General features: G+C 35.8%; 8 protein-coding genes. 5 read left to right on the top strand and 3 right to left on the bottom strand.

Annotated elements, in window-relative coordinates:
• The coding region (locus tag D7V32_RS16390) for a hypothetical protein (RefSeq protein WP_147394237.1) at positions 1–509 on the bottom strand (509 nt) is incomplete at its 3' end.
• A 455-nt stretch (positions 510–964) separates the two neighbouring features.
• On the opposite strand from D7V32_RS16390, the gene D7V32_RS16385 reads away from it, so the two are divergent.
• From D7V32_RS16385 to D7V32_RS17410, 5 genes are all read left to right on the top strand, one after another.
• Positions 965–1,453, top strand: a complete 489-nt coding sequence (locus D7V32_RS16385; RefSeq protein ID WP_120403857.1) for a MobC family plasmid mobilization relaxosome protein — start codon at positions 965–967, stop codon at positions 1,451–1,453.
• On the top strand, positions 1,437–3,965 hold the full coding sequence (locus tag D7V32_RS16380) for a relaxase/mobilization nuclease domain-containing protein (protein WP_120403856.1): 2,529 nt from the start codon (positions 1,437–1,439) through the stop codon (positions 3,963–3,965). Before D7V32_RS16385 ends, D7V32_RS16380 begins: the two co-directional genes overlap by 17 nt.
• A gap of 648 nt (positions 3,966–4,613) precedes the next feature.
• On the top strand, positions 4,614–5,531 hold the full coding sequence (gene repM, locus D7V32_RS16370; RefSeq protein ID WP_120403855.1) for a replication initiation protein RepM: 918 nt from the start codon (positions 4,614–4,616) through the stop codon (positions 5,529–5,531).
• A 48-nt stretch (positions 5,532–5,579) separates the two neighbouring features.
• Positions 5,580–6,131 carry a plasmid replication DNA-binding protein gene (locus D7V32_RS16365; RefSeq protein WP_120403854.1) on the top strand — a complete coding sequence of 184 codons (552 nt, stop codon included), beginning with the start codon at positions 5,580–5,582 and terminating at the stop codon, positions 6,129–6,131.
• Positions 6,132–6,151: 20 nt separating this feature from the next.
• Complete coding sequence (locus D7V32_RS17410; RefSeq protein ID WP_162898103.1) at positions 6,152–6,295, top strand: hypothetical protein; 144 nt, start codon at positions 6,152–6,154, stop codon at positions 6,293–6,295.
• Positions 6,296–6,500: 205 nt separating this feature from the next.
• Here D7V32_RS17410 and D7V32_RS16360 read toward each other — a convergent pair whose 3' ends face one another.
• Together D7V32_RS16360 and D7V32_RS17495 are read right to left on the bottom strand one after the other, a co-directional pair.
• Entirely contained in the window at positions 6,501–6,971 is a 471-nt protein-coding gene (locus D7V32_RS16360; RefSeq protein WP_120403853.1) for a hypothetical protein, read from the bottom strand.
• 12 nt (positions 6,972–6,983) lie between these two features.
• Positions 6,984–7,191 (bottom strand): hypothetical protein (locus D7V32_RS17495; RefSeq protein WP_213072558.1); only part of this gene is annotated, 208 nt, incomplete at its 5' end.

Genomic DNA, 7,191 nt, shown 5'->3' with positions numbered 1-7,191 from the left:
ACCTTCAAACCTACTTTATCATCATTTAATTTTATTAAATTTATGCTTCCATTTTTATATGTATAACTATATTTTGTATTTTTTGATATATCTGGATTAGAACATGTAAAGTTGATTTCTACGTTATTTTTCTCAGAATACTTACACTCAAATCCATCATGATAAGAAAAACTTTCTGGTATTTCTTTATAATCATATTTTGATTCAATCAATTTCCCATTTTTATTAATATAATAAAAATATGGTGTAGTGGGATAATTCCCAGACTTATCAATAATGATATTCAATTGTCCATTTATTTTACTGACATAAAAACCATGATCTGCGATCAGGCCCAATTTTTTTTTAACCCCATTATTTATGATAAAAATTTCTTTTGAATCGACATCATACTCTATAGATTGATTGGAATTCGCCTTATAAAAATTATTATTTTGATATATTTCTACTATAGCAAAAGAACTTTGACTAAAAGCAAAAATGCTCATACCTATAATTGTCTTCCACATAAGAAACCCTAAATAAAACATCAAATAAAGAACTGATTTTACAATATATTTTACTTAAAAAATATTATCTTTGATGAGCATTGTTCTAAAATATGGTCTAATGATGGATCTTATTAGGCAGTCATAGTGAAATAGCTATTTGATCACTGTTATCTACAAAAAATAGCCATCAATTGGGGCTATTTAACATAAAATTTCTTATGCGAAATTTAAGCACTATCACCAGATAAACCTTTTTTTTGATCTTTTCATACAAATATTGACCAATATAGTAGAATAAAATTAGATGGCCAAATGGAAAAAAGCAAGCCTACCTGTATATACAAAATTCTTCGAATTTTGATATACAGGGACTTGTTAGGGGATTCCCCCTAAGACCCCAAGCCCATCACAGATGGGCAAGTCAACGTTGTTGCCTTAAAAGCAAAAGCTTGTGATGCGAATAGGATGAGAATATGCGAAGTAAAAATAAAATTTTCAGACTCACTGAGCTGCAGCTAGAGCAACTGGAGAAGCACATTGAAAAAGAAGAAACGACTTTTACAGACTTCATTCACTCTCTGATTCAACGTGAAGTTATGCAAGATGCCGTCACGGTTAGACAGCCCACGGAAGAAGAACTAAAACCACGGACCAAAATCAAAACAGTGATTGAAGTGGTCAAACGCTATCAAAAAACTGACCCTAGTGTATTGCTAGAGCTATCCAAAATTGGCAACAACTTGAATCAGATAGCCCGAGCGTTAAACATCATTAAAAATGCCGATCCACAAGAGCAACGCAAGTTAGATGTTTTCAGCATTTTTTCAGTTTTAAAAGGCATTCAAACCGAGTTAGAACAAATATTCCCTGCACTTCCTAAAATCAGCAGACAAAGCCCTGAACGGCTTAAAAAGCAGTTGTCTTCAGTACAACTGGCTGAGGAGGATGAAAGTGCATATTAAATTCTTAAACCACGGCAAAGGATCTGCTGCACACGCTTCAGCGTATGTTCTAGATAAGCTTGATCATCTTGGCAATGTTCGGGCAGGGGTCGAGGTTTTAAGAGGTGATGCGACTACGTTTAATGCAGTCTGTGATGCCAGTCCTCACCTTTGGAAATATACGAGTGGCGTGATTGCATGGTCAAAAGAAGATAATCCAACAAACGAGCAGATCCAAGAGGTTTTAAACGATTTTGAAAAACATGCTTTTTCGGGACTAGATCCCTCTCAGTATCACCTTTTTGCAGTGCTACACACTGATGATGATGGCTCAAAGCACATCCACGTTCTCGCACCACGCCTTGATATACAAAGTGGTAAATCACTCAATATAGCCCCACCTGGTCATGAAAAACATTTTGACTCACTGCGAGACTACTTCAACACAAAATATCAGTGGTCACGTCCTGATGACTTGCTTTTGATGCACACCACGCAAGAGCCAAATCACATTGCCAAGCTGAATGCCCAAGCAAAAAATATTCTTACAAGCCAAGACATTGAGACCCTCACAAAAAAGCAGTTTTGCAAGACCGTTGATAACTACGTCCAAACACTCTTAAAGACCCAAACAGCAGAAAACAGGGCAGATATTGTCGAGTGTATCGAGCAAGTCAAAGGCGTTGAGTCGGTCAGGCAAAGCAAAGAATTTTTAACGGTCACACTCACCAACGGCAAAAAACATAGACTTAAAGGCGATTTTTACAATGAAAAATTCGAAATTGGACTTTATTCAGAGCGTCTCAGAGCAGAAGCAGAAAGCCGACCAACTGCAGACGAGCTTGCACAGGCTATCCGAGACGCTCAAAGCATTCGAGATGACTATCGAGCAAAGCGAGGAGCCTATAACTCAAAACAGCATGCTTTTACAGCAAGTACAGCAGACAGCAATGGCTCTAGAATCGCATCTAAGCTCGATATTGACCGAAATAGGGAATCTATCACCCCAAGCCATAAAAGAGACCACAGCGAGCTACAAAGCGCAAATAGACGCATTGTCGACTCAGCTAGCGAATATAGATATTGCGGAAATATCAAAAGTGAAATCGAGCATAGATTCGTTTTCAGTCTCACTTCAAGACCTCCAAGCGACCATAAACCGCCAGTTACTGAGCATCAAGATCGACCAACCGAGTCTAGAGAAATCTATTCAAACCCAAGTCGGGCAAGTCGTAGCGAGCCAAAGCAAGCAAATCAACAGTCAGTTCCAGAGCCTTTTGACGGAAAAATTGAACAGTCAGAGAGCACTTTACGGACTACTTGGGACAGTGATATTTACAGTGTTGATGTTTTTAATCAGTTTTTATTTCGCCTTTCAAACACGAACCCACGTAAAAACAATCGAAGCACAAAAGCAAATGATTCAACAGAACGCACAAGCGATAACAAACCAAATCAACTATTTGAACAGCCTACGGAGATAAGGCATGCAGAGCGAAATCGACCATTTTTTGACAGAGCAAAACAACTTATTGATGCAACAAAACAGCTTGTTAGCGGAGCAAAACAAGGTTTTGAATCAACAAGTCGATTCATTAAAGACCATCTTGACCGGCTACAGCGAAGTAGAGCAGGAATTACAGGGCAAAATCAGCATTTTGCAGGCGGAGAAACAGGCACAACAAGACTTGATCTTGGCACTCAAAGGCGAGCTATCCAAAATCGAGCAGGGGAGTTTTTCGCAGGATTTACAGCAAAACTTTCAAAGCAACTTAATGAGCCAATTACAAACGCAATTAACACAAGCCTTAAGCCATCTGAACTTAAGCAATATTGTGAACAGTATGGTGAGCACAGAACTCAGACCTATTCGACAGAAAATTACAGCTCAACAGACAGATCTAGAGCAGGCTCTCTTGAAGCTCTCACAACTCAAAGTATCAACCAGTATAGACGAAGACTTGAGGACTCAGGACAAGCGACTACAGCAGTTAGAAACAATGCTTGGAGACTTGATAACATTGATCAAAGGTTTGAGGAACTAACTGAATTAGTCAAAGATATTAGGATAAAGCCGCAACGAGCATCAAAGTTTAGCCTGAGGTATGACAATTACTATCCAAACTATAATATCGGCCATGAGAGACTTTCTAAAAAACAAGATGAGTTATACCGAAATAAAAACCAATTAGGCATTATCGACTGTATCGCTGAAAAGGCAGACAACTTGAAGCAGTATACGTCTCGTGCATCGAATAGCCTCAGTAGTTACGACTATGAAAAAATTGAAAAGATCATTAAAAATGATGAAATCATGCTCAAATATTTAAACTGTGAAATCATTTTAGAGCCACAAAATGATCGTTTAAAGTCTCAAAGACAGGCATATCAAAACTGTTTAGATAGCTTTAAGTACATAAAAATCTTTATTGCAGAGAAAAAAGCCCCTATCGCTGAAAAACATTTTTCACAGCCAAGCCCAGAACCTGAAAATAAACCACAACAGAATCGTGATTTCGATTTTGATTTTTAATCTAATTCAGCAAAAACAGTAATAAGGGGGGGATGAACGATAAATGGTTTATTCGCTCACACTCCGTTCGCTTTATTTTTTCCTTTGAAAGCAAATAAGTTTAAACCGAGCGAGTGTCCACGAGCGATTGAGCAATATCAAAATTTCGCCCTCGCTTTTTCCCTGATTACAAAGCTCCCTTTCGCATTTGAACGAGATTAGCCGAGCAAAGCGACTGTATGAACTTGGCTCCATGATCGAGCGTAGCGAGCATAAATGATTTATGAGCGAAGCGAATTCCGAGTTGCTTTTGTTTTTTCTTAACTTCACGTAAGTATTAGCCAAAAAATTGCCCCAACGAATCGAGCGAAAGCGAGATTCAATAGAGTTTGAGCGTAGCGAAAACCAAGGGCAATTTTTCATTCCCTGTGCTTTTAATTATTTTAAAGCTTTTAAATGCTTTTAGACATTAAAAAAATATTTAAAATTAATATCTTAAATTGTTATAAAGATAGGTTTAAGGGGTTATAAAGATAGGTTTAAGGGGTTATAAAGATAGGTTTAAGGGGTTATAAAGATAGGTTTAAGGGGTATTTGAATAGTTGGATTATTGACTATTTAAATTAGGCGGTATATAACCTAGTTAGATTAATAAGTAACCTTGGAATTATGACAAATACCAATAAGTTAGTTGTAAAGGATAATGCTCTTATTGATGCCTCTTTCAATTTATCCCTAATAGAGCAACGGATTATGCTTCTAGCAATAGTTGAAGCTAGAGAATCAAATAACCTTTCCCCAGATACCCCTATAGAAGTATCTGTGAGCGACTATATCTATCAATTTAAAGTGGATAGTAATAATGCTTATGCCCTACTTAAAGATGCTTCTAAAACGTTAAAGCGAAGAGAGTTTAGCTATTTAGATAGGTATAAGGGCATAGAAGCACTTTCAACGGCTAATTGGGTTAATAAAGTGACCTATGTTGATAAGAGCGGTTTGATTGTTTTATATCTTAGTCATGAAGTAATTAGCTTAATTAGTAAATTAAGTGAACAATTCACAAAATACTATATCGAACAAGTTTCTGACTTTAAAAGCAAATATAGTATTCGATTATATGAACTTATTATTAAGTGGTTAAGCGTTGCTAAGACTGAAAAATACAGTATCAATGATTTAAGATCAAAGCTTGGACTTGGTGTTGAAGAGTATTCAACTATGTCCAATTTCAAGTCTAATGTATTAGACAAAGCAATTAGTGAAATCAACAAACATACTGATATAACTGTAGATTATCAGCAATTTAAGAAAGGAAGAGTGATTACTGATATCCAGTTCTCTATTAAGTCTAAAGCTCGACCATCTAAACAAACTAACACTATCAAGCAATCTTTTTATCAAATGAATGATGCACAACTTAACTTATTTGGAAATCAGTTATCTCGTCTACATGAACTGTCTCATTTAGCAAATCAAGGTGAAAGCTATGAAGAATTAGCGATTAAAATTAAAGATATGCTCAGAGATCCAACACAGCAAAAACAACTTCTTCCACATCTTAAAAATCTAGGTTTTAAGGCTTAAGTACATTACAGTTCATGTAATGAGGGACTAAAACATAATTAAAGAACTATGCCTAAATTTACTGTTGCAGAATTAGCTAAAAAATATGGAATTGCTCGTACATCAATTTATGATCGTATGAAGAACGGTTCTATCAGTTATGAAATTGATGCGAAGAATCGAAAAGTGATTGATTTTAGTGAAATGCAACGTGTTTACGGTACGCCTAACAGTCAGGCTGATAGTAAGCCTGATAGTAAGGAAAACGACAACACTACAGTTGAACTGTACAAGCAATTAATTGAAGAGTTACGGCACGATAAATCAGTTGCCGAAGAGCGTGAAAGACGTATGTATAAGGAGATTGAGCAACTCAAAGATAAGATTGACAATCTAACCTTAGCACTTGGTTATACACCTAAAAATATTCAGCCTGACAGTGAGCCTGACAGTACAAATGAACAAGTCCGTACAACTACAGACTTACAAGAAACTGTACAGCCGTCACAAGTTACGCCAATAGAAGATAAGCCTATTCAGCAAACAACTACTGCTGTGCCACAACACAAAAAACGTGGATTATTTGGCCGTGTGCTAAATGCTGTTTTTGATCATGACTGAGCAATCTAGGGAGAGAAATCATGCCGAAACTGAAAGACATTGCCCTGGGCATTATTGTGGCTCCGCTGCTGATCCCGATTATGCTAATTGCATCGTACCAGGATAAAAAGGCACTGAAGAAAGAGCTGGATGAACGCCAAAAAGAAAAAGCACAGGCTTCCTGATTATTCACCTGGGCTTATTAAAGCCGTGGAACATTGCTCAATAAGTAGACGTGGAACGTGAAAAATCATAAAAAAAGCCCGAACAGGGATGCTCGGGCTATAAACTAGAAACTACAGTGTTGAATTATAAGGATAATTATACAGCATTTCGTATAACGCGTATTATGTTAATTTTAGATTTTCTTAAATAATAACTCTAACCCTATTATTGACAAACCCGCTTAGGAGAACTTGCATTAATAACTTTTAGAACAGTTCCACTTGTTAAAGCTTCTCCAGCAACTTCTGGAATATATAAAGTAATATCTTTAAATAAAATAGTGGCTACACCTTCATAAGTACAGTACATCGTAGGTGGTTTACTAGTAATAATAGAGTTTTTTAAGACTGTTTTATTTATATTTTCTATCATAACCCCATAGTCAATTATTTCATTTATATATGTTTCACCACGTTGAAATGAGAAATATACAGCATTTTCTTCATCATTATCATGGCTAATAGAATATGAATATTTTACTTTTATAGGACTATTAGCAATATATTCCTTAACTACAGCAGTAGGAAAACCTTTTTGTTTTACTATTTCTACATTTTTTAAATCAAATACTTCTGCCATAGATAAACTAGGAAAAATGTATAAAATTAGAGAAATTACTATGCTTATTAACTTCATATTATATCCAATTTATTTAATGCATACTTTCTGTTGAAACATGGATCTTGAAAGCAAGTTCTTATCATTTAATAGCTGTGCATACTGATTTTCAGTAATTTTAACTCTATTTGATAATCCTCTTGTAATAGCTAATGGTAGGGTTTCTCCGGACCAATAAATATTTTTGTTTTTTGTTTTTTTCCAGTCATTTACGTATGAATCGTATGTTTGATTACAT

Source organism: Acinetobacter tianfuensis (assembly GCF_003611465.1).
In the GTDB taxonomy this organism is placed as follows: Bacteria; Pseudomonadota; Gammaproteobacteria; order Pseudomonadales; family Moraxellaceae; genus Acinetobacter; species Acinetobacter tianfuensis.
The sequence above is the reverse complement of the archived record's forward strand: the minus strand, read 5'-3'. Positions and strand labels throughout refer to the sequence as shown.